Annotated in this window: 27 protein-coding genes, 1 other RNA gene and 1 pseudogene; 17 read left to right on the forward strand and 12 right to left on the reverse strand. The window is 52.1% G+C overall.

The annotated features are described in order from the left end of the window. Positions 1-29 precede the first annotated feature (29 nt). Entirely contained in the window at positions 30-875 is an 846-nt protein-coding gene (locus tag HMPREF2661_RS04770; protein WP_070822551.1) for a mechanosensitive ion channel family protein, read from the forward strand. Positions 876-951: 76 nt separating this feature from the next. Then, a complete protein-coding gene (locus HMPREF2661_RS04775; RefSeq protein ID WP_070822553.1) occupies positions 952-1419 on the forward strand; it encodes a CinA family protein in 468 nt (155 codons plus the stop codon). 81 nt (positions 1420-1500) lie between these two features. On the opposite strand, the gene efeB is transcribed toward HMPREF2661_RS04775, so the two are convergent. The 3 genes from efeB to efeU form a co-directional block, all read right to left on the reverse strand. Continuing rightward, the gene (gene efeB, locus HMPREF2661_RS04780; protein WP_003747690.1) at positions 1501-2766 is read right to left on the reverse strand and encodes an iron uptake transporter deferrochelatase/peroxidase subunit; all 1266 of its coding nucleotides are present in this window, start codon (positions 2764-2766) and stop codon (positions 1501-1503) included. Positions 2767-2901: 135 nt separating this feature from the next. Further along, positions 2902-4068, reverse strand: coding sequence for an iron uptake system protein EfeO (efeO, locus tag HMPREF2661_RS04785; RefSeq protein ID WP_004519217.1), 1167 nt, complete (start codon positions 4066-4068; stop codon positions 2902-2904). Positions 4069-4080: 12 nt separating this feature from the next. Continuing rightward, complete coding sequence (gene efeU / locus HMPREF2661_RS04790; RefSeq protein WP_004519216.1) at positions 4081-4914, reverse strand: iron uptake transporter permease EfeU; 834 nt, start codon at positions 4912-4914, stop codon at positions 4081-4083. Positions 4915-5294: 380 nt separating this feature from the next. On the opposite strand from efeU, the pseudogene HMPREF2661_RS04795 reads away from it, so the two are divergent. The 3 genes and pseudogenes from HMPREF2661_RS04795 (at position 5295) to HMPREF2661_RS04805 (ending at position 7313) form a co-directional block, all read left to right on the forward strand. Then, positions 5295-6470 (forward strand): annotated as a pseudogene (locus HMPREF2661_RS04795) (cytochrome-c peroxidase). A 138-nt stretch (positions 6471-6608) separates the two neighbouring features. Beyond that, entirely contained in the window at positions 6609-6938 is a 330-nt protein-coding gene (locus HMPREF2661_RS04800) for an FKBP-type peptidyl-prolyl cis-trans isomerase (RefSeq protein ID WP_094192864.1), read from the forward strand. Positions 6939-7064: 126 nt separating this feature from the next. Beyond that, positions 7065-7313, forward strand: a complete 249-nt coding sequence (locus HMPREF2661_RS04805; protein WP_003686612.1) for a BolA family protein — start codon at positions 7065-7067, stop codon at positions 7311-7313. Between the two features lie 145 nt (positions 7314-7458). On the opposite strand, the gene HMPREF2661_RS04810 is transcribed toward HMPREF2661_RS04805, so the two are convergent. Together HMPREF2661_RS04810 and bioH are read right to left on the reverse strand one after the other, a co-directional pair. Continuing rightward, a complete protein-coding gene (locus HMPREF2661_RS04810; protein WP_070822555.1) occupies positions 7459-8253 on the reverse strand; it encodes a class I SAM-dependent methyltransferase in 795 nt (264 codons plus the stop codon). 55 nt (positions 8254-8308) lie between these two features. Continuing rightward, positions 8309-9055: a pimeloyl-ACP methyl ester esterase BioH gene (gene bioH / locus HMPREF2661_RS04815; RefSeq protein WP_070822556.1), complete on the reverse strand. Its 747-nt coding sequence runs from the start codon at positions 9053-9055 to the stop codon at positions 8309-8311. Here bioH and HMPREF2661_RS04820 point away from each other — a divergent pair. The 7 genes from HMPREF2661_RS04820 (at position 9054) to rnpB (ending at position 13177) form a co-directional block, all read left to right on the forward strand. Next, on the forward strand, positions 9054-9770 hold the full coding sequence (locus HMPREF2661_RS04820) for a ComF family protein (RefSeq protein ID WP_070822557.1): 717 nt from the start codon (positions 9054-9056) through the stop codon (positions 9768-9770). The two genes, bioH and HMPREF2661_RS04820, sit on opposite strands and share 2 nt — an antisense overlap. Before the next feature lie 64 nt (positions 9771-9834). Continuing rightward, complete coding sequence (gene trmL, locus HMPREF2661_RS04825) at positions 9835-10299, forward strand: tRNA (uridine(34)/cytosine(34)/5-carboxymethylaminomethyluridine(34)-2'-O)-methyltransferase TrmL (RefSeq protein ID WP_036492475.1); 465 nt, start codon at positions 9835-9837, stop codon at positions 10297-10299. A 51-nt stretch (positions 10300-10350) separates the two neighbouring features. After that, positions 10351-11070, forward strand: a complete 720-nt coding sequence (locus tag HMPREF2661_RS04830) for a septal ring lytic transglycosylase RlpA family protein (protein WP_070822559.1) — start codon at positions 10351-10353, stop codon at positions 11068-11070. A gap of 98 nt (positions 11071-11168) precedes the next feature. Then, a complete protein-coding gene (gene ruvA / locus HMPREF2661_RS04835; RefSeq protein ID WP_049322986.1) occupies positions 11169-11753 on the forward strand; it encodes a Holliday junction branch migration protein RuvA in 585 nt (194 codons plus the stop codon). 13 nt (positions 11754-11766) lie between these two features. Further along, entirely contained in the window at positions 11767-12000 is a 234-nt protein-coding gene (locus HMPREF2661_RS04840) for a hypothetical protein (RefSeq protein WP_049322987.1), read from the forward strand. A gap of 54 nt (positions 12001-12054) precedes the next feature. Continuing rightward, positions 12055-12762: a hypothetical protein gene (locus HMPREF2661_RS04845; protein ID WP_049322988.1), complete on the forward strand. Its 708-nt coding sequence runs from the start codon at positions 12055-12057 to the stop codon at positions 12760-12762. Positions 12763-12815: 53 nt separating this feature from the next. Further along, positions 12816-13177, forward strand: an RNA gene (rnpB, locus tag HMPREF2661_RS04850) — RNase P RNA component class A. Positions 13178-13284: 107 nt separating this feature from the next. Here the strand turns inward: rnpB and HMPREF2661_RS04855 are convergent. Both HMPREF2661_RS04855 and HMPREF2661_RS04860 read right to left on the reverse strand, forming a co-directional pair. Beyond that, positions 13285-14607 carry a murein transglycosylase A gene (locus tag HMPREF2661_RS04855; protein WP_036492465.1) on the reverse strand — a complete coding sequence of 441 codons (1323 nt, stop codon included), beginning with the start codon at positions 14605-14607 and terminating at the stop codon, positions 13285-13287. 89 nt (positions 14608-14696) lie between these two features. After that, on the reverse strand, positions 14697-15284 hold the full coding sequence (locus HMPREF2661_RS04860) for an RDD family protein (RefSeq protein WP_049322989.1): 588 nt from the start codon (positions 15282-15284) through the stop codon (positions 14697-14699). 240 nt (positions 15285-15524) lie between these two features. On the opposite strand from HMPREF2661_RS04860, the gene asd reads away from it, so the two are divergent. Continuing rightward, on the forward strand, positions 15525-16640 hold the full coding sequence (asd, locus tag HMPREF2661_RS04865; protein ID WP_049322990.1) for an aspartate-semialdehyde dehydrogenase: 1116 nt from the start codon (positions 15525-15527) through the stop codon (positions 16638-16640). 89 nt (positions 16641-16729) lie between these two features. Here asd and HMPREF2661_RS04870 read toward each other — a convergent pair whose 3' ends face one another. Next, complete coding sequence (locus HMPREF2661_RS04870) at positions 16730-17530, reverse strand: factor H-binding protein (RefSeq protein WP_234398653.1); 801 nt, start codon at positions 17528-17530, stop codon at positions 16730-16732. Positions 17531-17727: 197 nt separating this feature from the next. On the opposite strand from HMPREF2661_RS04870, the gene HMPREF2661_RS04875 reads away from it, so the two are divergent. Further along, complete coding sequence (locus HMPREF2661_RS04875; RefSeq protein ID WP_003747727.1) at positions 17728-18210, forward strand: dihydrofolate reductase; 483 nt, start codon at positions 17728-17730, stop codon at positions 18208-18210. 82 nt (positions 18211-18292) lie between these two features. On the opposite strand, the gene HMPREF2661_RS04880 is transcribed toward HMPREF2661_RS04875, so the two are convergent. After that, a complete protein-coding gene (locus tag HMPREF2661_RS04880; RefSeq protein ID WP_003686685.1) occupies positions 18293-18559 on the reverse strand; it encodes a DUF3079 domain-containing protein in 267 nt (88 codons plus the stop codon). A gap of 167 nt (positions 18560-18726) precedes the next feature. On the opposite strand from HMPREF2661_RS04880, the gene HMPREF2661_RS04885 reads away from it, so the two are divergent. After that, the gene (locus HMPREF2661_RS04885; RefSeq protein WP_003747729.1) at positions 18727-19182 is read left to right on the forward strand and encodes a GNAT family N-acetyltransferase; all 456 of its coding nucleotides are present in this window, start codon (positions 18727-18729) and stop codon (positions 19180-19182) included. Between the two features lie 70 nt (positions 19183-19252). Here HMPREF2661_RS04885 and dinG read toward each other — a convergent pair whose 3' ends face one another. Continuing rightward, entirely contained in the window at positions 19253-21403 is a 2151-nt protein-coding gene (dinG, locus tag HMPREF2661_RS04890; RefSeq protein ID WP_070822563.1) for an ATP-dependent DNA helicase DinG, read from the reverse strand. Between the two features lie 164 nt (positions 21404-21567). Next, positions 21568-21786: a DUF2061 domain-containing protein gene (locus HMPREF2661_RS04895; RefSeq protein WP_107832081.1), complete on the reverse strand. Its 219-nt coding sequence runs from the start codon at positions 21784-21786 to the stop codon at positions 21568-21570. 128 nt (positions 21787-21914) lie between these two features. Here HMPREF2661_RS04895 and HMPREF2661_RS04900 point away from each other — a divergent pair, with 128 nt between their 5' ends. Beyond that, on the forward strand, positions 21915-22865 hold the full coding sequence (locus HMPREF2661_RS04900; protein ID WP_070822567.1) for a D-2-hydroxyacid dehydrogenase: 951 nt from the start codon (positions 21915-21917) through the stop codon (positions 22863-22865). Positions 22866-23060: 195 nt separating this feature from the next. Here the strand turns inward: HMPREF2661_RS04900 and gnd are convergent, their stop codons facing one another. Then, complete coding sequence (gene gnd, locus HMPREF2661_RS04905) at positions 23061-24509, reverse strand: decarboxylating NADP(+)-dependent phosphogluconate dehydrogenase (protein ID WP_070822569.1); 1449 nt, start codon at positions 24507-24509, stop codon at positions 23061-23063. 482 nt (positions 24510-24991) lie between these two features. On the opposite strand from gnd, the gene ggt reads away from it, so the two are divergent. Continuing rightward, positions 24992-26761: a gamma-glutamyltransferase gene (gene ggt, locus HMPREF2661_RS04910; RefSeq protein WP_070822571.1), complete on the forward strand. Its 1770-nt coding sequence runs from the start codon at positions 24992-24994 to the stop codon at positions 26759-26761. Positions 26762-26857 lie beyond the last annotated feature (96 nt).

Genomic DNA, 26857 nt, shown 5'->3' on the forward strand with positions numbered 1-26857 from the left:
TTTAAACAACTTCACACGCACACACAATTATGAATTTCGATCTTCAAGTCCTCTCTTCGTTTTCCGGCTGGGAACAACTCGCCCAAACCGGCATGTCTTTCGGTACCAACCTGCTGGCCGCCTTGGCCATCTTCTTTATCGGCCGCTGGGTCGCCACGCGCGTGGTGACACTGATGAAAGCCGCGCTGACTCGCGCCAAAGTCGATAAAACACTGGTCAGCTTCCTCGGCAACGTCGCCAACATCGGCCTGCTGATCCTCGTCATCATCGCCGCACTGGGCAAACTCGGTATCCCGACCACTTCCGTGACCGCCCTGATCGGTGGCGCAGGCTTGGCCGTGGCTTTGTCTTTGAAAGACCAACTGTCCAACTTCGCCGCCGGCGCGCTGATTATCCTGTTCCGCCCATTTAAAGTCGGCGACTTTATCCGTGTCAACGGTTTTGAAGGTATCGTCCGCGAAATCAAAATGGTGCAGACCTCTTTGAGTACGCCGGACAACGAAGAAGTCGTCCTGCCCAACAGCGTGGTCATGACCAACAGCATCACCAACCGCTCCTCCCTGCCCCTGTGCCGCGCCCAAGTCGTTGTCGGCGTCGACTACGCCTGCGACTTGAAAGCCGCCAAAGCCGCCGTATTGAGAGCGGCAACCGAGCATCCATTGTGTGTTCAAACCGAAGAACGACCTGCCGTCGTATACATTACCAACCTTGGCGACAGCGCCATCGAAATTACCCTTTGGGCGTGGACGCAAGAAGAAAATCTCGGCCCATTCCGATTCGCCCTGAACGAGCAAGTGGTTGAAAACCTGCGTGCCACCAACATCAACATCCCATTCCCACAATGTGATGTCCACCTCATTCAGCCGAAAGACTGATTTCAGCTTTCAGGCCGTCTGAAACCCGGCGGGTCAAACGCCCGCCCCATTCCACCCTTTTCCATAAGGAGCCGCCATGTCCCATCTGCAAACCATCGCCGAACACCTGACCAGCCGCCGTCAAACCGTTACCTGCGCCGAGTCCTGCACCGGCGGTCTGCTTGCCGGTGCGCTGACCTCCCTCTCCGGTAGCTCGCAATGGTTTCACCAAAGCTTCGTCACATACAGCAACCAAGCCAAACAAGACCGCCTCGGCGTCATGCCCGATACCTTGCTGAAACACGGCGCGGTCAGCCGCGAAACCGTCTATGAAATGGCACGCGGCGCAAAAGCCGTGGCGCAGGCAGATTACGCCTTGAGTATTTCCGGCATCGCCGGCCCTAGCGGCGGCAGCGCGGCCAAACCGGTCGGTACAGTCTGGTTCGGCCTGGCCACGCCCGAAGGTTCGTTTGAGCAAACCGCGCTTTTCACAGGCGACCGCGAAGCAGTAAGGGCGCAAGCCGTCGAATACGCATTGGCTTTCTTGGCGGAACATTTGGTTTGATAGAAAAAACACAGGCCGTCTGAAATCTGGAAATCAGGTTTCAGACGGCCTTTTTATTATCTATTCAAACCATCGGCGGATTTATACGCCCAAAAGCTCTTTGCCGAGGAAGCTGCCTTTTTCGACACCCGGCAGGACGAAGAAATAGCCGCCGCCAAACGGGCTGATGTATTCCTCCAGCGGCTCGCCGTTAAGCAGGTTTTGCACGAAGATGAAGCCGTCGGCCAGGTTGGCCTGATAGCAGATGAAAATCAGGCCGACGTCGAGCTGGCCGTTGGCGGCGAGGCCGCGCGAGTAGTTGAAGGCGCGGCGGTAGAGCAGGTGTTTTTTCATGAACTCCGGATCGCGCGGATTGGCAAGGCGCATATGGCTGTCTTTGGGCGTGATTTTGCCGTCGGGGTCTTTGGCGAAATCGGCGGTGTCGCCCTCTTTTTTACCGTCCATGGGCGCGCCGCTGTATTTGCGCCGGCCGAAAATATCGGTTTGTTCCTGCATCGGGGTGCGGTCCCAAAACTCGACAAAGTGGCGGATGAGGCGGACGGCCTGATAGCTGCCGTTTTTCGTCCATGCCGGTTCGTCCAAGCTGTTGGCGGCAACGCCTGTCCACAGGACTTGATCGGCGACTTTGGGATCTTCGACTTTGGGATTGCCGGAGCCGTCGCGGAAACCTAAAAGGTTGCGCGCGGCAATGGCGCCGGGTTCGGCTTTAGGGAGCCAACCGTCTATGCTCCAGCGGATGACGGCAAACTGGGCGGTATTTTTGATGATGTCGCGCAGGGCGGCTTGGCAGGTTTCGGGGGAGAATGCGCAAATTTGCAGGCTGAGGTCGCCGTCGCACCAAGATTTTTGGAGTTTGTCGTTGGGGAAGTCGCGCATTTCCTGCAGGTGTTTCGGCTTTTTGTCTTTGAGGCCGAAGCGGTCGTCAAAGAGGCTGCTGCCGACACCGACGGTAACTGTCAGTCCGTCGGGGCGGAATTGTTTGCCGAGGATGCCGCTGCCTGCAGGCGGGAGCTTGTCGTCGCCGTCTTGGTATTCGCCGCCTTGGGTGAGGAATTCGATGCGGGCGGTCAGGGCGCGGAACAGGTTCTCAAGTTGTTTGGCGTCTTTGGCGGTAACGTCAAAGGCACACATGATGCCGAAGAGCTGGTGTGGCGTGACGATGCCTGCCTGATGCTCGCCATAACACGGATAGGCCAGCTCGGAATGTTGGTTGTTTTGGGTTTCGGCGGCAGCCTCGCCTTGTTTTTTACCGGCAAAATAACCGGCAACGCCGATAGCGCCGGCGGCAAGGGCAGTTTTGAAAAGGGTTCGTTTTTCGGGTTGTGCCGGTTGTTTGTTTTGGCTCATGGTCTGCTCCTTGGCAGGGAACGGAAAGATTGCAATCGTGTGAAGTAAGGTTGGTTTTCAAGCATATTTTGTGTGGGAGACAATAAGATTCAGACGGCCTTTCAATATCCAAAGGCCGCCTGAAAACGCGTTATCTTATTTCAAACCCAAAATGCCGCGCAGTTTGGCCAAATCTTCTGCCAAGGCATTAATCGGCGCCTGCAGGGCTTTGCGGTCTTCTTCGCTCAATTTGTCGTACAGCTCGAAACCGTTCGGGGTTTTGTATTTCGCCAAAATGTCTTCAACCTGTTTGAAGTTGGCATCGGTTTTTTCCAACAACGCTTTGTCTTTGGCTTCGATCAGCGGACGGAACAAATCAACGATTTTTTTGGAGCCTTCCACATTAGCTTGGAAGTCGCTCAAGTCGGTATGGCTGTAACGGTCTTCTTCGCCGCTGATTTTGCTGCCGGCCACTTCTTCAATCAGTTCGGACGCGCCGCCGACCACCTTACCCGGAGGAAACGCCAATGCGTCGATTTCTTTTTGCAGTGCTTCGACATCGGTCATCAGTTTCGCTGCAATTTCCTTCACGCCGGATACGTCTTTTTCTACCCAAAGGGCGTGTTCGATACGGTGGAACCCAGTAAACCCGGCATCTTTCGCGCCGTCTTTGAAGTCGTCTTCACGCGCATCGATGACGGGGTCGAGTTCGCTGAAAAGCTCGGCAATCGGTTCGATGCGTTCGTAATGGACGCGGGTGGCGGCAAACAGGGATTTGGCCTTTTCAATGTCGCCGGCTTTAACGGCTTCGGTAAAGGTTTTGGTTTTCGCCACCAGCTCTTTAACCTCGCCTTGAACGTAAGCTTTATAGTCGGCCAAAGGTTGCGCCAGTTTTTCCAAATCGGCTTCGTTGGCAGTGTCTTTGAAGCCGCTGTCGGTAACAATCAGCTTACCGCGCGGATTGGTCAACAGGCCGCAAGTCATTTCGTATTCGCCCGGCAGCAGGGTAACGGTCATTTTGTCGGATAAACCCGGGGCGATGTTTTCACGCTCGTCCACCACCATCACGCCTTTCAGGATTTCCCATTCCAGCTTGCGGCCGCTGTCGTTTTTGATGTTGAACACGACTTGGCCGCTGGGGACGGTCAATTCCATCGGTTCGCAGGCAGTATCGTTCACACCGATATTGACCGAACCGTCGGCATTGGCGGCAGCGGATGCACCTGAAGCGGCAGGCGCGGCTTTTTCGGCTTCAGGCGGCTGACACGCAGTCAAACCCAGAGCCAGCATTACAGACAAAGCAGTCAGATTGAATTTTTTCATTTTACTTCCTTCTTATTTAGTTAATTTAGTTAACGTTTTTGCCGGAGCGCTGCCGCGCAAAAACCAAATCATGACGGGAACCAGATACAGCAGCCAAATCAGGACTTCGCCTTCGGTCGGATGGTCGGTATAGCCGAAGAAACCGCCGAGCAGCACGCCTAAAGGGCTGTCTTCATGCAAATATTTCGAGGTGTCGAAAGCGATGTCCTGCATCGCATTCCATACGCCAGCCTCATGCAGCGCACGAAACGAACCGGCCAACAGACCGGCCGCCACCACAATCAAAAACGCGCCCGTCCAACGGAAAAACTTCGCCAAGTTCAGGCGCATACCGCCCTGATAAATCAGCGTACCGATGACAACCGCCGCCAGCAGCCCCAATACCGCGCCTATCGGCATAGACCACGTCGGGCTTTGCTGGAACACGGCAAGCAGGAAAAACACGCTTTCCAAACCTTCGCGCGCCACGGCCAAAAACGCCATGCCGACCAAGGCCCAGCCCTGGCCGCTGCCGTGGTTCAAGGCCGTCTGAACAGAATCCTGAAGATGCTGTTTCATCGAACGCGCGGCCTTCTTCATCCACAAAATCATGTACGTCAGCATCGCCACGGCCACCAGGCCGATGACGCCGACCACCAATTCCTGTTCTTTTTGCGGAATCTCGCCCGTAACGGAATGAATGCCGTAACCGATACCCAAACACATGGCCGCAGCCAAAAACACGCCCAGCCAAACCTTCGGCATCAGCTCGCTGTGTCCCGACTGTTTTAAAAAACTGGCAACAATGCCGACGATCAGGGCGGCTTCGATGCCCTCGCGCAGCATAATCAAAAAAGCAATCAGCATAAAAAACTCTAAAGTGAAACGTTCATTTGTTAACGCATTTATAACGCTTTACGCTTAATAACGCAAATTATTTTCATTTTTTAATAATCCTATAATTATTAAGATTTTTTAAAATAAAATAACGAACGTAATCAATAAAAACTAAAAGGCCGTCTGAATTTTGTTTTTTCAGACGGCCTTAAAAACATTAACTAATTGTAAAAAAACAATAAAAAAGTTTCATAGTATAAAATTCTCTATCGGTTATATTTTCAAAATTTATCAAAAATAAAAGGTTGATTTACAGCAAGAATCAAAAGCAACTTATCTCATATAGTTCAAATACTGCTGTCGCAACCAGCAAACCATTACATAACAAATGCATAATAAAGGAACCTCCTATGCCACGTTTGAAACTCCACCAAATCGTTCTGGCCTTGGCCGTTTCTGCCGCGTTGACCGCCTGCGGTGAGAAAACTGCACAAACTACTGAAACTCCTCAAGCGGCTTCTGCCGCAAGTGCTGCCGATACTGCCGCAAGCACCGCCGCCGTTTCGGCCCCTCAAAATTCCGCCGATATTTCTGCCGAAGACAAAACCCTGTTGGAACGCGCGCAAGCTACGTTCAAACCTTTGCCTGACTTAGCCGAAATGCAAAAAGTTCGTCCGTTTACCGAAGAGCAGGTCAAACTCGGCCAACAACTTTGATACGAAAACCGCCTGTCCAAAGGCAACACCGTCAGCTGTAACTCTTGCCACAACTTGGCAACTGCCGGCGTGGACAACATGCCGACCAGCGCGGGCCACAAAAGCCAATTCGGCGGCCGTAACTCCCCGACTGCCCTGAATGCCGCCTTGTTGGGCAGCCAATTCTGGGACGGCCGTGCCGCCGATGTGGAAGAACAAGCCGGCGGTCCATTGCTCAACCCAGTTGAAATGGCCAACGCGACCGAAGCCGATGCCGCCGCCAAAATCGCCGGTATTCCTGAATACCAAGAGAAATTCAAAGCCGCATTCCCTGAAGACGGCGCGGTTTCCTTCAAAAACATCACCACCGCATTGGGCGCGTTTGAACGTACCCTGCTGACCCCGACCCGTTGGGACGACTACCTGAAAGGCAACGTATCTGCCCTGAGCGAACAAGAACGCAAAGGCGTACGCGCATTTATGGACAACGGCTGTATCGCTTGTCACAACGGCGTCAACTTGGGCGGTGCCATGTTCCAAAAATTCGGTTTGGTGGATGGTCCTTACTGGAAACACATCGACGATCCTAAACACGACAAAGGCCGTGCGGACGTAACCAAAAAAGCTGAAGACGAATTCTTCTTCCGCGTTCCCGGCTTGAGAAATGTCGAACGCACCTACCCATACTTCCACAACGGCAGCGTTTGGGAACTGGATAAAGCCGTCAACATCATGGCGAAAGCGCAATTGGGTAAAACTCTGGCTCCGGAAGACACTGAAAACATCGTTGCCTTCTTGAAAGCCCTCTCCGGCAATGTTCCGGAGTCTGCCCGAACCATGCCTGAGCTGCCCGTCTCCCACGATGTCAAATCCCAACCTGACAACAAATAAGGGTTAGCATAAAACAAGGCCGTCTGAAAATCCGTTTCAGACGGCCTTTTTGTTGCCGGCCATATGGGCGGCTTTGTTTCACGATTGCGCACAATATGGTAATCTTGAGCCGATTTTCACCATACATCCGAAAGGAACATCATGAGCCTGATTATTGAAGACTTGCAAGAAGGCCACGGCAAAGAAGCCGTCAAAGGCAAAGAAATCACCGTACATTACACCGGCTGGCTGGAAGACGGCACCAAATTCGACTCCAGCCTCGACCGCCGTCAACCGCTGACCATCACCCTGGGCGTCGGCCAAGTGATTAAAGGTTGGGACGAAGGCTTCGGCGGCATGAAAGAAGGCGGCAAACGCAAGCTGACCATTCCTTCCGAAATGGGCTACGGCGCACACGGTGCCGGCGGCGTGATTCCTCCGCACGCGACTTTGATTTTTGAAGTCGAGCTGCTGAAAGTGTACGAATAAGCATTTGACGCTTCAAAAGACCGAGGCCGTCTGAAATCCGAAGTTTGGTTTTTCAGACGGCCTGTTTTTATCAAGATTCGGTATAATGCCCTCTTTTACAAGCAAACCATTTCCCAAGGAACCCCCATGCTTTTACCCGAACAAGTCAAAACCCTGATTGAAGGCGTTACCCCTTGCGAACACGTCGAAGTCGAAGGCGACGGCCATCACTTCTTCGCCGTAATCGTTTCCTCCTCATTTGAAGGCAAAGCCCGCCTCGCCCGCCACCGCCTGATTAAAGACGGCCTCAAGCCACAACTCGAAAGCAACGAATTGCATGCGCTGTCGATTTCCGTTGCCGCCACTCCGGCCGAATGGGCTGCCAAACAGGCTTAATTTGGAATCAAACAAAAGGCCGTCTGAAAACTTTTCAGACGGCCTTTTTCATACATATTAAACAGCGCAGGCAATCGATACAAACGCCAAACCGCATTTCACAATATGCAATCGCGGTGTCAACCCTACCGGTACAACCGCCAAACTAGCCCTGCCGTTTCGGGAAAAACTGCACCACATTCTCCCCTTGAGGCAACACCAATTTTTTCACGGCATGGCCGTACACGGTTTCAAGCGTGATGTTCAGACGGCCTTCGTCGGCAAAAATCTTATCTACACATTCCTTGGCTGCTTGCGGATTGCTGAACTTCAACGCATTCCACAATCCCAAGGTTTCCATATCCTGCCAAAACGTCCCGGCTTTTTTATAGCTCAACTCAAGCTTGGCCGTGTCGGTTACCGGATCGTAAAAGCCGTTGTCGGCGAGCATATCGCCCAAGTCGTGCATATCAATCAGCGTGGGCGCTTCGCATTCGATGCCTTCATGGTTCAGACGGCCTGTCAGCTCGGTCAGGCTATCGCGGCCAAAGTGCGTGAAAAACAATAATCCGTCGGTTTTCAAAGCAGCGGCCCAGTTTTTCAATACCGGCAAAATATCGTCGGCGCGGCTGAGGCTGAGGTTGGCCCACAACATATCGGCGGATGCTTCGAGCAGCGGCGCGGTCAGGGCTTGGCAATGTTGCGGAATGGTTTTGCCGGTCAGCTTCTGCCAAAAACCGCCTTTGCGCGCGGCGGCGGCGGTTTTCAAAAATTCGGCATTCGGATCGTATTCTTCAAACACGGCGTCGGGATAACGCGCGGCCAGCAGGCTGCGGCTGATGTCGGCATCGGCACCAATCAGCATGATGCGTTTGGGTGCATTGCGGACCAGCTGCAGGCGCTCGTCGGTGTCTTGGGCGAGATGGCGGTGAATTTGCCAGCGTTTGTCTTGTTCGGTCATGGTGGGTCGTGTCAGCGGGCTTTGCCCGACAATGTTTTTATGGTTTAAGGCTGTTTCAGACGGCCTTTTCGACAAAATTGCGGTAGATTTCGGCAAATTCGTCGGCATGGCTTAAAAAGGGCGCGTGTGCGGCTTTGTCGATAAGGACCAGCTCGCTGTCGCTCAAATGGCGGTGTAAATATTCGCCCATGCGCGGCGGCGTGATGGCGTCTTTCTGTCCAAACACCAGCAATGACGGCGTTTGAATCAGCGGCAACAGCGGACGCGCGTCGGCATGGTTGACCGCTTCAAGTGCGGCCTGTAAGGCGGAAGGCGTACCGCAGCGCGCCAAATCGGGCAGCACCCGGTTTAAGATTTCGCCGGAATGGGGCGTGTGCAGCAGTTGCAGTTGTAGAAACTGTTTAATATGTTTGGCATAATCCTGCTGGAATGCGCCGACCATCTTGCCCAAGGCAGGTTGCGCCAAGCCTTCGGGATAATCCGTGTCGGCAGTCAGTCGGGCAAAACTTGCCGTCAGGCAGAGCGATTGGATTTTGTCGGGATAAAGCGCGGTCAGATACAGGGCAACCAGTCCGCCCAGCGACCAGCCGAGAATGTGTGCCGGCGTATCGATTTGTCCGGCGAAGGCTTCGGCAACGGCGGCAATATCAAACGGTTCGGTAAAAGGCGCATCGCCGTGTCCGGGCAAATCAAGCGCGCGGACGTCCCAACCGGCAGGCAGGCGCGGTATCAAATCGTCGAATACATGGCGGTTCGCCGCCCAACCGTGTATCAGATAAACTTTTTTGGCGGAGTGTGGCATGAATGTTCTTTCTTGGTGGCGCAATTTGAAACGGCTCAATGCGCGACGTTGCGTATTATGCCACGATTCCGTTTCAGACGGCCTTTGCCGAGGCTGCGCAAACGATTTGACGGAATATTTTATCAACGCGGCACAAAGCTGTCCTTTGTGTTTCCGCCATGTCGCGGGCGGGGCGGTGTGCGGCGGTTGCCAGAAAAAGCCGCCCGCATTTGATAGAATGTGGGCCTCGCTGTATTACGAACCGCCCGTCAGCAGCATGATACGCGAGCTGAAACACTTGGCCGACTTGGGCATGAGCCGTCCGTTGGCGGATTTGATGTGCCAAAACGCACCGGACTGGCTGGCGGCGGAACACTTCGATTTCGTCCTACCCATGCCTTTGAGCAAAGAGCGGCGGCTCAAGCGCGGATTCAACCAAAGCGAGGCGTTGACGGATATTTTGGCAAAACGCTACGGCTGGACGCTGCTGCCGCGCCACGCGGTTTTCAGACGGCATGGCGAGCCGCAAAGTACGCTGAAAAGCGACGAACGTCGGCGAAATATCAAGAATGCATTTAAAATCAAAGCCGAATTGCCGAAGGCGTGTAATATTCTGTTAATTGACGATGTCTTCACCACCGGTTCGACTTTGGACGAATTGGCGAAAACGCTGAAAAAATCAGGCGCAGGCTGGATTTGTTGTTGGTCTTTGGCGCGGCCGCCAATGAAAAAATAGCTTAAAGTTTTTGACACCCATGGAACATTTCGGCATTATGCCACTCTATAAGTGATTGATTTATATGTTTACCATAGTTTTGTACCAACCCGAAATCCCGCCCAATACGGGCAATATCATCCGCCTGTGCGCCAATACCGGTGCCGATTTGCACTTGGTCAAGCCGCTTGGGTTTCCGCTGGATTCGTCCAAAATGAAACGCGCGGGTTTGGATTATCACGAGTTTGCCAAACTGACGGTACATGAGAATTTCGAAGACTGCCTCAAGGCACTCGAAGGCCGCCGCATTTTCGCGCTGACCACCAAAGGCTCTACCCGCCCCGACGAAGTTTCCTTCCGCGAAGGCGACGTGTTGCTGTTTGGTCCCGAAACACGCGGCCTGCCTGCCGAGATTCTCGACAGCCTGCCGGCCGGACAAAAAATCCGTCTGCCGATGATGCCCGGCAGCAGGAGCATGAATCTTTCCAATACCGTCGCCGTTATTCTGTTTGAAGCATGGCGACAAAACGGTTTTGCCGGCGGCGTATAACAACAGGCCGTCTGAAACCGCTGCGTTATCAACTCAAGAACGGAACCCGTTTTGACTTTTACCAAAAAAAACCTCCTTTCCTTAGCCGCCGCCACCATCGGCGTCCTTTCCATCAATGCCGCCGTCGCCGACAGCGTGGTCCGAGTCGAAAAACTGCATCCTTCTGCCAACCGCAGTTACAAAGTTGCCGGCAAACGCTACACGCCGCTGACCCAAGTTTCCTCTTTCAGCCAAACCGGCAAAGCCTCATGGTACGGCAACCAATTCCACGGCCGTAAAACTTCCAGCGGCGAGCGTTACAATATGAACGCCCTCTCCGCCGCCCACAAAACCCTCCCTATTCCCAGCTACGCACGCGTGACCAATATGCAAAACGGCAAAAGCGTCATCGTCCGCGTCAACGACCGCGGCCCTTTCCACGGCAACCGCGTCATCGATGTTTCCAAAGCCGCCGCCCAACAATTAGGTTTTATCAACCAAGGCACGGCCAACGTCAAAGTTGAGCAGGTCATCCCCGGCCAAACCGCCGCTCAAACCATTGTTTCCCCAAACAACAAAGAATTTTTTGTTGATTTGAAATCCTTCGGTACCCAACGCGAAGCGCAGGCTTATCTGAACCAAGCCGCACAAAGCCTGCCGTCGGATAGCAAAGTCATGCTGGAAAAACGCAACTACGAATACGTTGTCAAAATGGGTCCGTTCAGCAGCCAAGAACGTGCCGCCGAAGCAGGCGAACGCGCCCGTCATCTGAATCTGGTGTCCGCCATCTGATTTCGTCCGCGTTAGCGCTGAAGTTTGATACAATACAAGGCCGTCTGAAACCCGATTGCAAGGTTTCAGACGGCCTTTTTTAATCACAGGGGAACACCATGATCAGCAGGCTCACAGGCAAATTGATTGAGAAAAATCCACCGCAGGTCGTTATCGACGTTAACGGCGTCGGTTATGAAGCCGATGTTTCCATGCAGACTTTCTACAACCTGCCTCCCGTTGGCGAAACCGTCCATCTCTACACCCAGCTTGTCGTCCGCGAAGACGCGCATTTGCTGTTTGGTTTTGCCTCGGCCGAGGAACGCGCCACCTTCCGCCAACTGGTCAAAGTCAGCGGCATCGGTGCCAAAACCGCATTGGGCATTTTGTCGGCCATGAATGCCGACGAGCTGGCGCAAGCCGTCGCCGAAGAAGACGTCAAACGCCTCTCCTCCGCCCCCGGTATCGGCAAAAAAACCGCCGAACGCATGGTGTTGGAACTGCGCGGCAAACTCGTGTCCCATACCGTTTCAGACGGCCTGTTTGCCCCTGATGCCGTTGCCGACGAAAGCCAAGACATCATCAACACCCTGCTTGCCCTCGGCTACAATGAGCGCGAAGCCAAAGCCGCCACCAAAGGCATTCCCAAAGGCACGGAAGTCGGCGAAGGCGTGCGCCTGGCCTTAAAAAACCTGCTCAAATAAGGCCGTCTGAAACATGAAAACCGCCGTCCTGAGTGCCGCCTTGCTTCTAAGCGCGTGCGTTTATACCGAGACTCCGTACGGGCGCACCGCCGTCTTAGACCTGCCCGTCCACGCGCAAACCACTGTCAACAAAACCGTGACCATCAACGCCCCACCCGGGACGACCGTTATCTATCAAGACAGCGAACCCGTCCGCAATTACCCGGCCTATCCCGTTTATCCCCGTCGGGTTTATCGTTATCGATAAACAATGCTGACCGTTTGAAACCATATATTCAGACGGCCTGTTGAGAGACCAACCATGAAATACATCCTTCCCCTGCTTTTACTCCTGAGCGCCTGCACACCGGACACCAAGACCACGGATGCCGCATCCGCCCCCAAAACACACGGCTTTGCACACCGCCTGACCGAAGGCGAAAAACTGCTGACCCAAGCCCTCATCAAACAAGACCTCGCCGCCTACTTCAAACACGAAACCGGCGGCGCATTTGCCGAACAAGCCCCCTTATTCTCGGCCCAGCAACTTGCCGAACAGAAAAACATTCCTAAAAACGATGCCATCGGCGTTTACGGCAAAATCATCAAAACCCAAGGCCGCACCGCCTGGCTGCAAACCGACAAGCAAACCCTCAAACTCGATTTGGCCGAACCGCTGCAAGAAGCAGAAGGCGAAGTTACCCTTGTCTGCCAACATGAAAACACCGCATTCCAAGACTGCCAAACAGAAGAAAACTTCGCCCGACGCTTTACCGAACAAATCTTCTCGGCGGTCGAGTCCGGACGCGTATCCGCCCAAACAGACGCACCGGCCGAAGAAATCATGGCCGGCCGCCTCATCCCGTTTTTGAGTGCCGCCAGCGACTTTACCGGCAACTTCAAAGCCTGCGCCACCACCATGACCGAATACTGCACCAGCCGCCTGGCACGCGAAATGCCCGAATCCGCAGTCCGCAAAAAAGCACAGGAATTGGGTTTGACCGAAATAGCATTTAAAAAGAAAAAATAAATATTTAGGCCGTCTGAACCCTATGGCGGCTGTGTTATAATCCGCACCTCATACAGGTCGGACAGACAGTCGCCGCGTATCGCGTAAGGCATACGGGGAGGAAAGTCCGGGCTCCACAGAGCAGAATGCCGGCTAACGGCCGGGCGCGGCAACGCGACGGAAAGTGGAACAGAAAGCAATACCGCCGATGATTGCCTTCGGGCAAAACAGGTAAGGGTGAAAAGGTGCGGTAAGAGCGCACCGTGCATTTGGTAACAAAGCGCAGCAGGCTAAACCCCATTCGGAGCAAGACCAAACAGAACGCGATGACGCTGCTCGCCGAGCGTTCGGGTAGGTTGCTTGAGCACACCAGCAATGATGTGCCTAGAGGAATGACTGTCCGCGACAGAACCCGGCTTACCGTCCGAGCTGTATGTCCCCATACCGCGGCAGGTTTTTAAAACCTGCCGCATTTTTATCGAAATAAAAAGGCCGTCTGAAACCTGAATCTTGGTTTCAGACGGCCTTTTTTAAAACCGCTGTTTATGGGCGGTATTCCGGTTTCATGCCGTTGGGCAAAAGCTGCCATACATAGCCGGTGGTTTTCATTTTGCCGGCCACTTCGCCTGCCTCGTCGCCATAGCCCCAGAAATAATCCACACGGACTGCGCCTTTAATCGCGCTGCCGGTGTCTTGCGCCATAATCAGGCGGTTGAGGGCTTTTTTGGTAATCGGATGGGCAGTGGCGACAAATAATGGTGCGCCAAGCGTGATGTAGTGGCGGTCGATGGCACCGGCGTATTCGCCCATCAACGGCGTACCCAATGCGCCCACCGGGCCGGAATCGCCGCTGCCGGTCAGCTCGCGGAAGAAGACGTAGCTTGGATTTTGTCCCAAAACTTCGGCAAGGCGGCCGGGGTTTTGCTTCATATAGGCCTTAATGCCCTGCATGCTGGTCTGACCCAGCGGCAGATAGCCTTTGTCCGCCATATAGCGGCCGATGGAAACATACGGATGCTCGTTTTTATCGGCAAATCCGACACGGATGTATTTGCCGGACGGGGTTTTCAGACGGCCTGAACCCTGAATGTGCATAAAGAAAAGTTCGACCGGATCATCTGCATAACCCAAAATCGGCGCTTTGCCGTTAAGCGCGCCGCCGTTGATTTGGCTGCGGGTGTAGTAAGGAACGAAGCGGCTGCCTTCAAAACGGCCTTTCAGCGCGGTGCTGCGTGCTGTAATCGGGAATCTGGACAAATCGGCCGTGTATGTGCCGCTGTTGTCGATGACGCCGCTGTTTGGGCCGGTTTGACGGATGCGGACGGTGGCTTTGCTGCCCCTCAAGTTTGCAGCCAGCGGAACGGAAACAAAATCGTTCGGAATGCCGTAAATAGGGAAACGGGATTGGCTCGTGGATTTGTCGTCGCCGTGCAGGACCGGTTCGTAATAGCCGGTAATGGTGCCGGCAGGATTGCCGCCGTTATCGACGCGCCATGCGGTGAAATAGCGCTCGAAAAAGTGCTTGGCTTGGAAATGGTGCACCGGCGTTTGCATGGCCTGGATACAAACGTCCTGCCAGCCTTGGCGGTTTTTAAGTTTTTCACAGCCTAAACGGAAAGACTGCAGGCTTTTGGTAAAGTGTTGGAGGTCCCAGTGTGGCAATTCGTTGTAGGAAACTACGGTGTAGTTTGCTCCTCCCCCGCTCACTGTCGTACCGACGGGATCGGGCGTACCGGTGGGGCGGTCGGGGCCTTTGATAACGCTGGTGTCGGTTTCGGGGAGGTTTTTAATGCTTTTGCTCGGACAGGCGGCAAGAATGGCTGCGGCAATGCTGACGAGCGTAATGCGGTACAAATGTTTTTTCATGGAATCAATAGCGTGTCGAAAGGCCGTCTGAAAGCGATTTTTCAGACGGCCTATGTTGGAAAGTGCTGATTTTAACACAAAAAAGAGATTTATCGGCGCGACGGCAGTTGGACGACAACCGTATCGGCCAGCATATCGTAGAGCGTGCGGCGGTCGCGTTTGACCGAGAAGAGCATGATGAAGTTGATCAGTGTAATCAGTAGTGAATAAATTAAAATGTTTCCTTTTAATACAAAGTATGCAGCAAACACAATGGCAAGTACAATTAAGCCCCATGCAACTTCTCGTACCAATACCGTACCAAGAAAACCCGGATTGCTGCCATTGCTTTTCAATACTCGGATACGCATGATCTTTTTACCCAAGGATTGACCATAGCGGCTCATGTAATAAAGCTGAACAATACCGACAATTAAATATACGATAGAGGTCAATCCTAGCATCTGTGTCATATCGGCCCGCTCGCTGACACTTATTATAAGCTCTTGTGTAAAAGCAATATTTTTCTGCTTGGCAATTGCTGCTGTCTCAGTATATAAAATATAGTAATAGGGTAAAAAAATAATTACATTAAATAAATAATTCAACAAATATGCCGCGACCCGTGACCATACTGAAGCAATATGGACATCTACTATTTCTGTTTGAGGCAAATCCGACAAATTGATTTCGCTCATTTAATCTTCCTCTGTACCATTAATGAAATGCAATTTCATTGCCATCTTAACCTATTTTCCCATCATGCTAAAAATTTTCGATAAAAACCTTTACATTTTCCGCAGACGGCGTTAAAACGTTTGTTTTCCCCTTTTTTATAGTGGGTTAACAAAAATCTGAACAAAGCGGCAGGCGATGCCGTTCCGATTTTTGTTAATGCACTATAAACTTATCCGGATTTTCTTTGTAAGGAGTAACACATGAAAGTAGGTTTTGTCGGCTGGCGCGGTATGGTCGGCTCTGTTTTGATGCAGCGTATGAAAGAAGAAAACGACTTCGCCCACATTCCCGAAGCGTTTTTCTTTACTACTTCCAACGTCGGCGGCGCCGCACCTGATTTCGATCAGGCGGCCAAAACATTGTTGGATGCCAACGATGTTGCCGAATTGGCAAAAATGGATATCATCGTAACCTGCCAAGGCGGCGATTACACCAAATCCGTGTTCCAACCCCTGCGCGACAGCGGCTGGAACGGCTACTGGGTTGACGCGGCTTCTTCCCTGCGCATGAAAGACGACGCGATTATCGTCCTCGACCCGGTCAACCGCAACGTCATCGACAACGGCCTCAAAAACGGCGTGAAAAACTACATCGGCGGCAACTGTACCGTTTCCCTGATGCTGATGGCTTTGGGCGGCCTGTTCCAAAACGATTTGGTCGAATGGGCAACCAGCATGACCTACCAAGCCGCTTCCGGCGCGGGTGCGAAAAACATGCGCGAACTCATCAGCGGTATGGGCGCGATTCACGCCCAAGTGGCGGACGAACTTGCCGACCCTTCCAGTGCGATTCTCGACATCGACCGCAAAGTGTCCGATTTCCTGCGCAGCGAAGACTATCCGAAAGCCAACTTCGGCGTACCGCTCGCCGGCAGCCTGATTCCGTGGATTGACGTGGACTTGGGCAACGGCCAGTCCAAAGAAGAATGGAAGGGCGGCGTGGAAACCAACAAAATCCTCGGTCGTAGCGACAATCCGACCGTAATCGACGGCTTGTGCGTCCGCATCGGCTCTATGCGCTGCCACAGCCAAGCCATTACCCTGAAGCTGAAAAAAGACCTGCCTGTTTCTGAAATCGAAGCGATTTTGGCAGGCGCGAACGACTGGGTGAAAGTCATCCCCAACGAAAAAGAAGCCAGCATCCACGAGCTGACGCCCGCCAAAGTTACCGGCACGCTGTCTGTTCCCGTCGGCCGTATCCGCAAACTGGAGATGGGCGGCGAATACATCAGCGCGTTCACTGTCGGCGACCAACTCTTGTGGGGTGCTGCCGAACCTTTGCGCCGCGTATTGCGCATTATCTTGGGCAGCCTGTAATTTAGGTTGCCATGAAAAAAGCAACGGTTTGGGCCGTTGCTTTTTTGGATAATAACAAGGCCGTCTGAACCTTTCAGACGGCCTTTTTCCTATTCTTTCTTACCGGCCAAACCGATTTCTTTGGTGGAATCGCCAACTTTGATTTGCGCCTTACCGGCAATTTCTTCAGCCTGCGGGCCGAAGAGTTTCAAATCGTAACGGCCGTTTTCAATACCGTTCAAACTGGTTTTACCGCTGATGGCGGCTTTGCCGTTGTTATTGGCAATGCTTGCGGCAAGCAGGTCGACATTATTGTGGGAAGCCATGCTGCTGATGTTGCCGTAACCTTGTTTTTTATCGAAATCGACGGTGTATTTCAGACGGCCGCTGCGGTCGTCGCCATTAAACGCGATGCCCGAATACTGATAGCTGCCTTGTTTGGGCAAATTGCGATACGCAGTTTCATCGCCTTGTACCTCGCCGACAGTGAATGTGTATGTATCGAGGTTTTGCAGCTTGCCTGTGTCATCGGCTTTTTGTTTGGTGTAACGCGCGGCAACAGTGGAATAATTTTGTTTATACACTTGGAAGTCGCCGGTTTCCAAAGTGATGACTTGGCCGTTTACCTTGATTTTTTGGGCGTAGTCGTAAGAGGATACTTTATCGGTTTTCAAAAAGCCGGTATCGAGTTTGCCGCCTTTTTGCAGGGTTTGCGTTTTACCGTTGGCCGTCAGATCCAACATACCGTTTTCAGGGACGGATTCGTTCAATTCAACGGATAACACGCCCTTCGGATGCGGATTGAGCGGCTCGGTAACGGCATTCGACAAGCCGCTTGTTGCGCCGCCGCAGGCAGCCAACATCAAAGACAGGGAAGCCGTCAAAGCAGAAATGCGGAGGGTTCTCATCATTTTTTCCTTTCCTTTTTATTTGGTATGATATTTATCATATCCCTAAAAAAATGAACAATAAATGATTTTTGTCAAAATCAAGCATTTTGAATATTGATTTTATAAATATTGAAACATTTTTAAAATATCGGGTATTCAGTCTATTCAAAGTCCCCTCCGCTATAATCATTTTATTTTACAAACGGATTTTATTTATCATGCCGAAAATCACCCTTATCGCCGCCTACGCCGCCCGCCGCTGTATCGGCATCAACAACACCATGCCTTGGCATTTGCCCGAAGATTTTGCCTTTTTCAAATCATACACCACCGGCAAACCCGTCATTATGGGCCGCAAAACATGGGAATCGCTGCCGCGCAAACCGCTGCCCGGCCGTCAAAATATCGTCATCACCCGCCAAGCTTATCAGGCCGAAGGCGCGCAAACGGCGGCTTCTTTGGAAGATGCACTGGCTTTGTGTCAGGGGGTTGAAGAAGTCATCATCATGGGCGGTGCGCAAATTTATGCACAAGCCCTGCCGATTGCCACGGATTTGCGCTTGACCGAAGTCGGTTTGGATGTGGACGGCGATGCGTTTTTTCCTGAGTTTTCCACAGAAACATGGCAAGAAGCCTCTCGGGAAAACCATGTTTCCGCCAAAGGCATCGAATACGCGTTTGTGCATTATGTGAAGGCATAATCCGACAACGCAAAGGCCGTCTGAAACCCTGTTTTTCAGGTTTCAGACGGCCTTTTTATTTCGTTTGTTTACGGCATGCTGTTTAAGCCGTTTTGTTTTTCAAAGGCAGTTTGATATGCGGTTTGGCCGGCTTGGGCGCTTCTTTCAATCCAAGTTCGATTTGCTGCTCTTCGCTCAACAAATTGCTCCAGTCGCCTTTTTTATACCAGTCGCGGCCGTCCAACTCGATGGGGTGTTGGATGCGTTCGCAACCGTTGCCGCATTGCAAATCGTCTTCTTTGCAGTATTTGTCGCAACCCCAGCAGATACGCTCGGGATTTTTCGGAAAAATGGGAAATTTCTTGGCCATGATGTTCTTCTTTTGTTTGTGTGCGGTATGGGCAGAATTATAAGTGATTTGAATGGGACTGGCGGCGGGTTTATCGTGTTTTACGCTGATTTTTTAAAATGTGTTAACCTTTCAGACGGCCTATACTGTAAAAACTATCCCTATTCGGTACAACAAGAGGATCCAATATGAACATATGCCGTCTGAAGCCTGAATTTGTCGAGCCTTTATCCCTCGCTCTGTTTGAGGAATGGCACGATTTTGCGCCGTGGTCGTCTCTGGACAAAATCCGTGCGTATTACGCGCAGTGCCTCGATGGGGATGACTTGCCGCTGGCGTTTGCGGCTGTGGATAAGGAAGGGCGGCTGATGGGTTCGGCGGCATTGAAGCGGTTTGATATGGCGTGTTTTCCCGAATACGAATATTGGCTGGGCGATGTGTTCGTTTTGCCGCAGTTTCGAGGTTTGGGCGTAGGCAGGCAGCTGGTTTCATTTTGTCTGGATAAAGCACGCAAACTGGGTTTGCCGCATCTGTTTCTCTATACGCCGGATGTGCAGGCCGTGTATGAAAAGTTCGGCTGGAAAGAAATCACCCAGACTTGGCACAACGGGGAAACCGTATCCGTCATGAAATTGGATTTATAGCTTGAAAAGAATAAAAGGCCGTCTGAACATTTGGTTTCAGACGGCCTTTGTTTTTTTAAATTATCCACAACTACCCTATCCGTTTAAACGGCGGCAGACAGGCCAATAATTGCTGGCCGTAGCGTTGCGTTTTGACACGGTTGTCGAGGATGGTCACGCGGCCGTAATCCTGTTCAGTACGGATAAGGCGGCCGACGGCTTGGATCAGTTTGATGCTGGCTTCGGGCACCGTGATTTCAATAAAGGGATTGCCGCCGCGTTGTTCAATCCAACGGTTTTGGGTTTTCTCGATGGGATTGTCCGGCATGGCAAACGGCAGCTTGGCGATAATGACCTGTACGCAGGCCGCACCGGGCAGGTCGAGGCCTTCGGCAAAACTGTCGAGGCCGAAAATAATGCTGGCTTTGCCTTCGGCAATGGCTTGATGGTGCCTTTGTAAAAGAACGGCCTTGGGCAACTCGCCCTGCACAAGCAGAAGCGGCAAATATTCGTCAGGCAGGCGCAAGGCGACGTCCTGCATTTGTTTGCGCGAGGAAAACAACACCAGCGTGCCGATGGCTTCAACCGGCGAAACCAGCTTCGGCAACCATTCGACAATGGCGGCCGTGTGCGCATCAGGGTCTTTGGGACTTGCGTGCACCGGCGGAATATACAGCTCGCCTTGCGCATCGAAATTAAACGGGCTTTCCAAAGCGAGCGTGGTGGTTTCAGGCAGCCATAATAGGCCGGTTTGGCGCAAAATCAGGTTGAAGCTGCCGAGCGATTGCAGGGTGGCCGAAGTCAACACCGCACCTGCCGCGCGCCGCCACAGGCTGTTGGCAAGGTGGGATGCGCTGCTGATGGGACTGGCGTTGAAAATATAGTCGTTTTTGTCGTCGGCACGGCGGGTTATCCATTTTGCCAACGGCTCTTCGCCCTCGATGGGAACGGTAGAGAGTAAATCCCAAACTGCGCTGATTTGTTCGATACGGGCGATAAAAAGGCCGAACTCGCTGGTCAGGCGGTCGATGAGCGCGCCGTCCTGTTCTTTTTCGCGGCGGGCGGCGGAAAGCGCATCATTCAGCCCGACAACGTGTTTGAGCAGGCTGCGTGCAGCAATGGCCGTATTGGAAACGGTGGTTTCAAGGCCTTCGGGGAGTTTGCCGTCTTCCCACAGCCAAGTCGGTTCGTTTTGTTTCCGCCTGTCGTTTTCAGACGACCCCAGACTTAAAGACGGCTCTTCCGCCAAATGGAACTGCCATTCATGCAGACTGTCGAGCAAGGATGTGGCAGCTTCGTCGGCAAGGTTGGCAAGTTCGGCTTTATCGGTCAGCGCGGCAATTTTGCCGGTAAGCTGCGGCAGTTTTTCCAGCGTCCAAACGGCAATATTCCATGAATGTTCGGCGGCAAAACGGCTGAGGGCTTTTTTGGGCAGGTGGTGCGCTTCGTCTATGCAATAGAAACTGTTTTCGGGCGCAGGCAGAATCACGCCGCCGCCCATACTGATGTCGGCAAGCAGAAGATCGTGGTTGGCAACGACGACATCGACGGTTTCCAAGACATCGCGTGCCAGGTAAAACGGGCATTCCGGACGGTTGGGACAGGCGGATTTCAGGCAGCCGTGGCGGTCGTTGGTCACTTTGAGCCAAATCGCGTCATCGATTTTTTCCGGCCAAGTGTCGCGGTCGCCATTAAAGCGGCGGGCGGAAAATTCATCGGCAATGTTACGCAGCAGGTTCAATTCTTCCGGCTTGGGTTTGCTGTCCCACAACACTTCCGGCGCTTCAAAACCAAGCAGGTTTTGCTGGGCATTGTTTTGCGTCAGTTGATAGAGTTTGTAGGGGCAAAGATAACGGCCGCGTCCCTTGGCAAGCGCAAAGGTCAGCTCCAAACCGCTTTTTTCCACCAGAAACGGCAAATCACGGTCAACCAACTGCTCCTGCAAAGCCACCGTCGCGCTGCTGACAATCAACCGTTTGCCGCGCGTCTGCGCCATGATGCCGCCGGCCAAAAGGTAGGCCAACGATTTACCCACGCCGGTCGGCCCTTCGATCACGGCAATGCTCTCACCCTCGCGTTTGGGCGCTTCTTCGCCTTCTTCACGCGTCAACGTCCGCGAAAAAGTGTTGGCAATCGCTGCAATCATTTCCCGCTGCGAAACGCGCGGACGGAAACCGGGCAGGTTTTTGCCGATATTTTGGTAATGGTCGCGGATGGCATTTTTTTCTAAATCGGTGAGCATTGAGGCCGTCTGAATGGGTTTGCAAGAATAGCGTATTTTAGCATTTTTACCTTCATGAAGCCTTCGTAAAGTCTTACTCTATTTTAGGGTTTGGCATTTTGATGGCGATGGCCAAACCGAAAAAACATAATCGGTTTTAACCAAGCAAAAGGCCGTCTGAAACTTTAGCCGCACTGATGCAGAGGCACCCACAATTTTTGCTTTTCGGATTTGTTTTTCTCGTAGCGGTTCCACGCTTTTTCATGAAAATAAAAGACGACGGTATTGATGATGGGTTCGACCAAAGCCACCGCGCTGGAAACGCCGATACTGCCGGTCAGAATATAGGCGACACTAAATGCAACGCTGAAATGCAAAATAGCAAATGTAATGGTTTTAATCATTTTGTTTTCCTGATACATTGATGTTTTAATAGCTACATAATAATTATTATCAACTGAATCGTATATTTTAAATCCTTTATTCTTATTTAGATTTTATAAATAGATATTTTATTTTTGATAGGAATTTTATGAACCCGCTCCACATTGTCGTCCTCGACCGCGATACCCTCGTTAACCGCCCGTTTGACTTTGATTTTCCACACACATTAAGCAGCTACGGCACAACCGAAGCGCACGAAACGCTGGCGCGTATCCGCGGCGCGGACATTGTGATTACCAACAAAGTCGTGATTTCCGCCCAAGCCTTTGCCGAAAATCCACAACTCAAGCTGGTTGCCGTTACCGCGACAGGCGTCAACAATGTGGACGTTGAGGCCGCCAAACAAAACGGCACGGCAGTGTGCAATATCCGCGCTTACGGCAATGAATCCGTGGCGGAACACGCGTTTATGATGATGATTACCCTGATGCGCAACCTGCCTGCCTATCAGCGCGATGTTGCGGCAGGCTTGTGGGAAAACTCGCCGTTTTTCTGTCACCTCGGCGCACCGATGCGCGATTTAAACGGTAAAACGCTGGCGATTTTCGGTCGCGGCAATATCGGTAAAACGCTGGCAACTTATGCACAGGCTTTCAAAATGAATGTCGTGTTCGCCGAACATAAAAATGCCCAAAGCGTCCGCGACGGCTATGTTTCCTTTGACGAAGCCATCCGCTCCGCCGATGTCGTGTCGCTTAATTGTCCGCTCACGCCGCAAACGGCAAACATGATAGGCGAAGCCGAATTGCAACAAATGAAACCCGGCGCCATCCTCATCAACTGCGGGCGCGGCGGCTTGGTCGATGAAGCCGCTTTGGTTGCGGCGTTGAAATACGGCCAAATCGGCGGGGCAGGTTTTGACGTATTGACACAAGAGCCGCCGCGCGACGGCAACCCTCTGCTGAAAGCCCGACTGCCCAACCTCATCGTCACGCCACACATTGCATGGGCAAGCCAAGAGGCCGCCAACCGCCTGTTTGACATCCTCTTGAACAACATTAACCGCTTCGTGGCCGGCAATCCGCAAAATCTGGTTTAAGCTATGGAAAACCTGTTGATAAGGTTGTGAACAATTTTAAAGGCCGTCTGAAACATTCAGACGGCCTTTATTAATCTTTATTTATTTCATGAAGTTATCTATCAAATACTTTAAATTGTTTCATTCTTTATTGTGGATAACCCTATAAAAAGGCCGTCTGAAATACTCAGACGGCCTTTTGTTTGCCTAGATAAATTAAATATCGTATGTGGTTGAAGCGGTATCGCCACCCTTGCCTGTCCAGTTGGTATGGAAGAACTCGCCGCGCGGTTTGTCGGTACGCTCGTAGGTGTGCGCGCCGAAGTAGTCGCGTTGGGCTTGCAACAGGTTGGCCGGCAGGCGCGCGGAAGTGTAGCCGTCAAGGAAGGTAATCGCAGAAGCCATGCAAGGCATCGGAATACCGCACTCGATCGCTTTGGCCACCACTTTACGCCATGCAGGCAGACAGGTTTCCAATACGCCTTTGAAATAAGGATCGGAACCCAAGAACACCAAATCAGGATTGGCTTCGTATGCGTCGCGGATGTTGCCCAAGAAGGCGCTGCGGATAATGCAGCCTTCGCGCCACAAGAGGGCGGTATTGCCGTAATTCAATGCCCAATCGTTGTTTTCGCTGGCTTCGCGGATCAACATAAAGCCTTGTGCATAAGAGATGATTTTGGATGCCAACAAGGCTTGGCGCAAAGCATCCACCCATGCGAATTTGTCGCCTTCAATCGGGGTAATGGTTTTGCCAAACAGGCTGTTTGCTTGGACGCGTTGGTCTTTAAACGCAGACACGCAACGTGCAAACACGGCTTCGGAAATCAGGGTCAACGGGATACCCAAATCGAGGGCATTGATGCCGGTCCACTTGCCTGTACCTTTTTGACCTGCGGTATCAAGGATTTTTTCGACCAAAGGTTCGCCGTTTTCATCTCTGTAACCCAAAATCGCGGCGGTAATTTCGACCAGATAAGAATCCAGTTCGGTTTTGTTCCACTCGTTGAAGATTTGGTGCATTTCGTCATAAGACAGGCCCAAACCGTCTTTCATGAATTGGTACGCTTCGCAAATCAACTGCATATCGCCGTATTCGATGCCGTTGTGCACCATTTTGACGAAGTGGCCCGCACCATCACGACCGACCCAGTCGCAGCAGGGTTCGCCTTGAGGCGTTTTGGCGGAGATGGCTTGGAAAATCGGCTTAACGGCAGGCCATGCGGCTTCATCGCCACCAGGCATGATAGACGGGCCGTGACGCGCGCCTTCTTCGCCACCGGAAACGCCCGCGCCGATAAAGCGGATGCCTTTTGCCGCCAGCTCGTGTGTGCGGCGGGTGGAATCGGGATAATTGGCATTGCCGCCGTCAATAATAATGTCGCCTTCGTCCAAAAACGGAACAAGTTGTTCGATAAAATCGTCCACGACAGAACCGGCACGTACCATCATCATGATTTTGCGCGGTTTTTCTAATTTATCAACCAGATCTTGCAGTGAATATGCGCCGATAATATTGGTATTTTTGGCTGCGCCGTTTAAAAAATCATCTACTTTGCTGGTCGTACGGTTGTATGCGACAACTTTAAAGCCGTTGTCGTTCATGTTGAGAATCAGGTTTTGCCCCATTACGGCAAGGCCGATTACGCCAATGTCGCCTTTCATTTCGTGAAACTCCGTTATTGATTAATTTTATCAAGCGTAACTCTAGCTGATTTACACGTTTTTAACAATCCTTAACTTTTTAATTTTTTGAAAAGATGCCTTTACGTTTCAGACGGCCTTTGCCTTCGGGAAAACAAACTATAAATAAGATTTTAAATAATAAATAGAAGATGATATTGAGTGCTGCTACAGCTTGTTGATAACTTTGATTAAAACAATTTTTCAAATACTTAGCTGATATTTCTTGATGAGGATAAAGTATGGTCGGCCTTGTTTGTGTATGTGGATAAAATTTTTCTGCCGCTTTATTCTGTGGATAAATTTTCGCCTGTGCACAATCTTAGCTTTTTTATACTTCTCCAATCGGAACTGATTGAGTAGGGAAATAGTCAAATGGTTTTTTATTTCTGAATATTTTCATATTTCCTCTTGTTCAAGTTGGGAAAAGGCCGTCTGAAAATATTTAAATTTATGGAGTGAATATGAAATTTTCCTTTAGTATTAAATTGTTATCTGTTTTGGTATTGGCTGCTTGTGCGCAACAGCCGGCTCTGAAACCTCAAGTTGCCCTGCCCTCTGTATCTGTGGATAACCATGCGCCGGAACAAGGGACGGGGCTGACCGAGCAGAAATTGATCCGCGCCAAGCATTATATGGCGGCGTCTGCCAATCCGTTGGCGACTGAGGCGGGATACGAGGTTTTGAAACGCGGCGGCAGCGCGATAGATGCGATGATCGCCATGCAGACGACCTTGGGGCTGACCGAGCCGCAGTCTTCCGGTTTGGGCGGCGGCGCGTTTCTGGTGTATTGGGACAATAAGGCGAAAAAACTGACGACGTTTGATGCCCGAGAAACGGCGCCGAAAGCGGCAACGCCGGAACTTTTTTTGGATGAAAACGGCAAACCGATGGGCTTTATGAAAGCTGTCGTTGGCGGCCGTTCGGTCGGCGTACCGGGGATTCCGAAGCTGCTGGAAGATGTCCACAAGCGTTACGGCAAATTGCCGTGGGCAAGTTTGTTTGAGAAACCGATTACTTTGGCGGAACAAGGCTTTACCGTTTCACCGCGAATGGCGAAATCCATCGAGCAGAATCTGGAGCCTTTGAAACGTTATCCGCAAACCGCCGCGTATTTCCTGCCCGACGGCAAGCCTTTGGCAGCGGGAACGGTATTGAAAAACCCTGAATTTGCCCGTTCCGTGCGCCTGTTGGCGGAAAAAGGCAGCGCGCCGTTTTATCAGGGAATGCTGGCGCAGAATATTGTCCGTGCCGTTACCGGCGCTGTGGATAATCCCGGCAAAATCAGCATGGCGGATTTGAAAAACTACCGCGTTATCGAGCGCGAACCGGTTTGCGCGCCGTATCGTGAATACGAAGTCTGCGGCATAGGCGCGCCAAGTTCGGGCGCGATTGCTTTGGGTGAGATTTTGGGTGTCTTGCAAAATCAAGATATGAAGGCGTTAGGCGCGGAAAATATCCACAGTTGGCGCTGGATAGGCGATGCGTCGCGGATTGCGTTTGCCGACCGCGATTATTACGTCGGCGATCCCAAGTTCGTGAACGTCCCGACTCGCGCCCTGATTTCTCAGGCTTATTTGAAACCGCGCGCCGAAGAAATCCGCAAAGCTGAAAAGGCATTGGAAAATATTCAGGCAGGCCAGTTCGGCAAGGCATACGCGCAGGGTATGGCGGTCGAGCTGCCATCCACCAGCCATTTGGTGGTTGTGGATAAAGACGGCAACGTCGTGTCGATGACGACTTCGATTGAAAACGCGTTCGGTTCGGGACTGATGGTAAACGGCTATCTGCTCAACAATGAATTGACCGATTTTGCTTTCAACCCTGTCGGCGCGGACGGTAAAACGGTGGCCAACAGCGTGGCTGGCGGCAAGCGGCCGCGTTCTTCAATGGCGCCGACCATTGTGATGAAAGACGGCAAACCTTATCTGGCGGTCGGTTCGCCCGGCGGCAGCCGCATCATCGGTTTCGTTGCCAAAACGCTGGTGGCGCATATCGATTGGGGCATGGACATTCAGGTGGCAATCTCCCTGCCGAATATGCTCAACCGCGGCAGCCAGTATGAAATCGAGGAAAAAACCGCTGCGGCGGACAAAGCGGCAGCGTTGGAAAAACTGGGCTACAAAGTCCAAATCCGCGATTTGAATTCCGGCGTACAAGGCATTGTGATCGGCAAAGACGGTTTGCTCGGTGGTGCCGACCCGCGCCGCGAAGGCAAAGTCATGGGCGATTGATATTGTCGGTTTGACATGAAAAAGGCCGTCTGAACTTGGTTTCAGACGGCCTTTTTAGTTTGGGAAAATATATGGATAAGATGTGTATAAGAATAG

Source organism: Neisseria sp. HMSC061B04, assembly GCF_001836705.1.
In the GTDB taxonomy this organism is placed as follows: domain Bacteria; phylum Pseudomonadota; class Gammaproteobacteria; order Burkholderiales; family Neisseriaceae; genus Neisseria.

Bases quoted from the DNA above. Each gene is read 5' to 3' on its own strand.
- HMPREF2661_RS04770 (WP_070822551.1), top strand. From the start codon at position 30: ATGAATTTCGATCTTCAAGTCCTCTCTTCGTTTTCCGGCTGGGAACAA.
- asd (WP_049322990.1), top strand. From the start codon at position 15,525: ATGAAAGTAGGTTTTGTCGGCTGGCGCGGTATGGTCGGCTCTGTTTTG.
- HMPREF2661_RS04880 (WP_003686685.1), bottom strand. From the start codon at position 18,559: ATGGCCAAGAAATTTCCCATTTTTCCGAAAAATCCCGAGCGTATCTGC.
- dinG (WP_070822563.1), bottom strand. From the start codon at position 21,403: ATGCTCACCGATTTAGAAAAAAATGCCATCCGCGACCATTACCAAAAT.
- HMPREF2661_RS04900 (WP_070822567.1), top strand. From the start codon at position 21,915: ATGAACCCGCTCCACATTGTCGTCCTCGACCGCGATACCCTCGTTAAC.
- HMPREF2661_RS04875 (WP_003747727.1), top strand. From the start codon at position 17,728: ATGCCGAAAATCACCCTTATCGCCGCCTACGCCGCCCGCCGCTGTATC.
- HMPREF2661_RS04855 (WP_036492465.1), bottom strand. From the start codon at position 14,607: ATGAAAAAACATTTGTACCGCATTACGCTCGTCAGCATTGCCGCAGCC.
- HMPREF2661_RS04845 (WP_049322988.1), top strand. From the start codon at position 12,055: ATGAAATACATCCTTCCCCTGCTTTTACTCCTGAGCGCCTGCACACCG.
- efeB (WP_003747690.1), bottom strand. From the start codon at position 2,766: ATGAGCCAAAACAAACAACCGGCACAACCCGAAAAACGAACCCTTTTC.
- HMPREF2661_RS04805 (WP_003686612.1), top strand. From the start codon at position 7,065: ATGCTTTTACCCGAACAAGTCAAAACCCTGATTGAAGGCGTTACCCCT.
- HMPREF2661_RS04775 (WP_070822553.1), top strand. From the start codon at position 952: ATGTCCCATCTGCAAACCATCGCCGAACACCTGACCAGCCGCCGTCAA.
- gnd (WP_070822569.1), bottom strand. From the start codon at position 24,509: ATGAAAGGCGACATTGGCGTAATCGGCCTTGCCGTAATGGGGCAAAAC.
- HMPREF2661_RS04870 (WP_234398653.1), bottom strand. From the start codon at position 17,530: ATGATGAGAACCCTCCGCATTTCTGCTTTGACGGCTTCCCTGTCTTTG.
- HMPREF2661_RS04860 (WP_049322989.1), bottom strand. From the start codon at position 15,284: ATGAGCGAAATCAATTTGTCGGATTTGCCTCAAACAGAAATAGTAGAT.
- HMPREF2661_RS04895 (WP_107832081.1), bottom strand. From the start codon at position 21,786: ATGATTAAAACCATTACATTTGCTATTTTGCATTTCAGCGTTGCATTT.
- efeU (WP_004519216.1), bottom strand. From the start codon at position 4,914: ATGCTGATTGCTTTTTTGATTATGCTGCGCGAGGGCATCGAAGCCGCC.
- HMPREF2661_RS04840 (WP_049322987.1), top strand. From the start codon at position 11,767: ATGAAAACCGCCGTCCTGAGTGCCGCCTTGCTTCTAAGCGCGTGCGTT.
- trmL (WP_036492475.1), top strand. From the start codon at position 9,835: ATGTTTACCATAGTTTTGTACCAACCCGAAATCCCGCCCAATACGGGC.
- ruvA (WP_049322986.1), top strand. From the start codon at position 11,169: ATGATCAGCAGGCTCACAGGCAAATTGATTGAGAAAAATCCACCGCAG.
- efeO (WP_004519217.1), bottom strand. From the start codon at position 4,068: ATGAAAAAATTCAATCTGACTGCTTTGTCTGTAATGCTGGCTCTGGGT.
- ggt (WP_070822571.1), top strand. From the start codon at position 24,992: ATGAAATTTTCCTTTAGTATTAAATTGTTATCTGTTTTGGTATTGGCT.
- HMPREF2661_RS04885 (WP_003747729.1), top strand. From the start codon at position 18,727: ATGAACATATGCCGTCTGAAGCCTGAATTTGTCGAGCCTTTATCCCTC.
- HMPREF2661_RS04820 (WP_070822557.1), top strand. From the start codon at position 9,054: ATGAATGTTCTTTCTTGGTGGCGCAATTTGAAACGGCTCAATGCGCGA.
- bioH (WP_070822556.1), bottom strand. From the start codon at position 9,055: ATGCCACACTCCGCCAAAAAAGTTTATCTGATACACGGTTGGGCGGCG.
- HMPREF2661_RS04810 (WP_070822555.1), bottom strand. From the start codon at position 8,253: ATGACCGAACAAGACAAACGCTGGCAAATTCACCGCCATCTCGCCCAA.